This is a genomic window from Streptomyces sp. AC550_RSS872, assembly GCF_019049285.1.
GTDB lineage: Bacteria > Actinomycetota > Actinomycetes > Streptomycetales > Streptomycetaceae > Streptomyces.
Window position 1 is genome coordinate 1 of record NZ_JAGMUL010000016.1, and the last position, 309, is coordinate 309.

1 protein-coding gene is annotated in these 309 nt (G+C 68.0%); it reads right to left on the bottom strand.

Annotated elements, in window-relative coordinates; all coding sequences use genetic code 11:
* The coding region (locus KUM44_RS07960) for a carboxyl transferase domain-containing protein (RefSeq protein WP_302185979.1) at positions 1 to 309 on the bottom strand (309 nt) is incomplete at both ends.

The window sequence follows — 309 nt, forward strand, 5'->3', positions numbered from 1 at the left end:
GGCAGGTCGGCGTGCTTGGTCTGGAGCATCGCCAAGGACCTGGCGAGCACCTCGCGGGTCTCGGCGGGGTCGATCACGTCGTCCACCAGGCCGCGCTCGGCCGCGTAGTAGGGGTGCATGAGCTCGGACTTGTACTCCTTGACCATGCGGGCCCGCATGGCCTCGGGGTCCTCGGCCTCGGCGATCTGCCTGCGGAAGATGACGTTGGCCGCACCCTCCGCTCCCATCACGGCGATCTCGTTCGTCGGCCAGGCGAAGGTGAGGTCGGCACCGATGGACTGGCTGTCCATGACGATGTACGCACCTCCG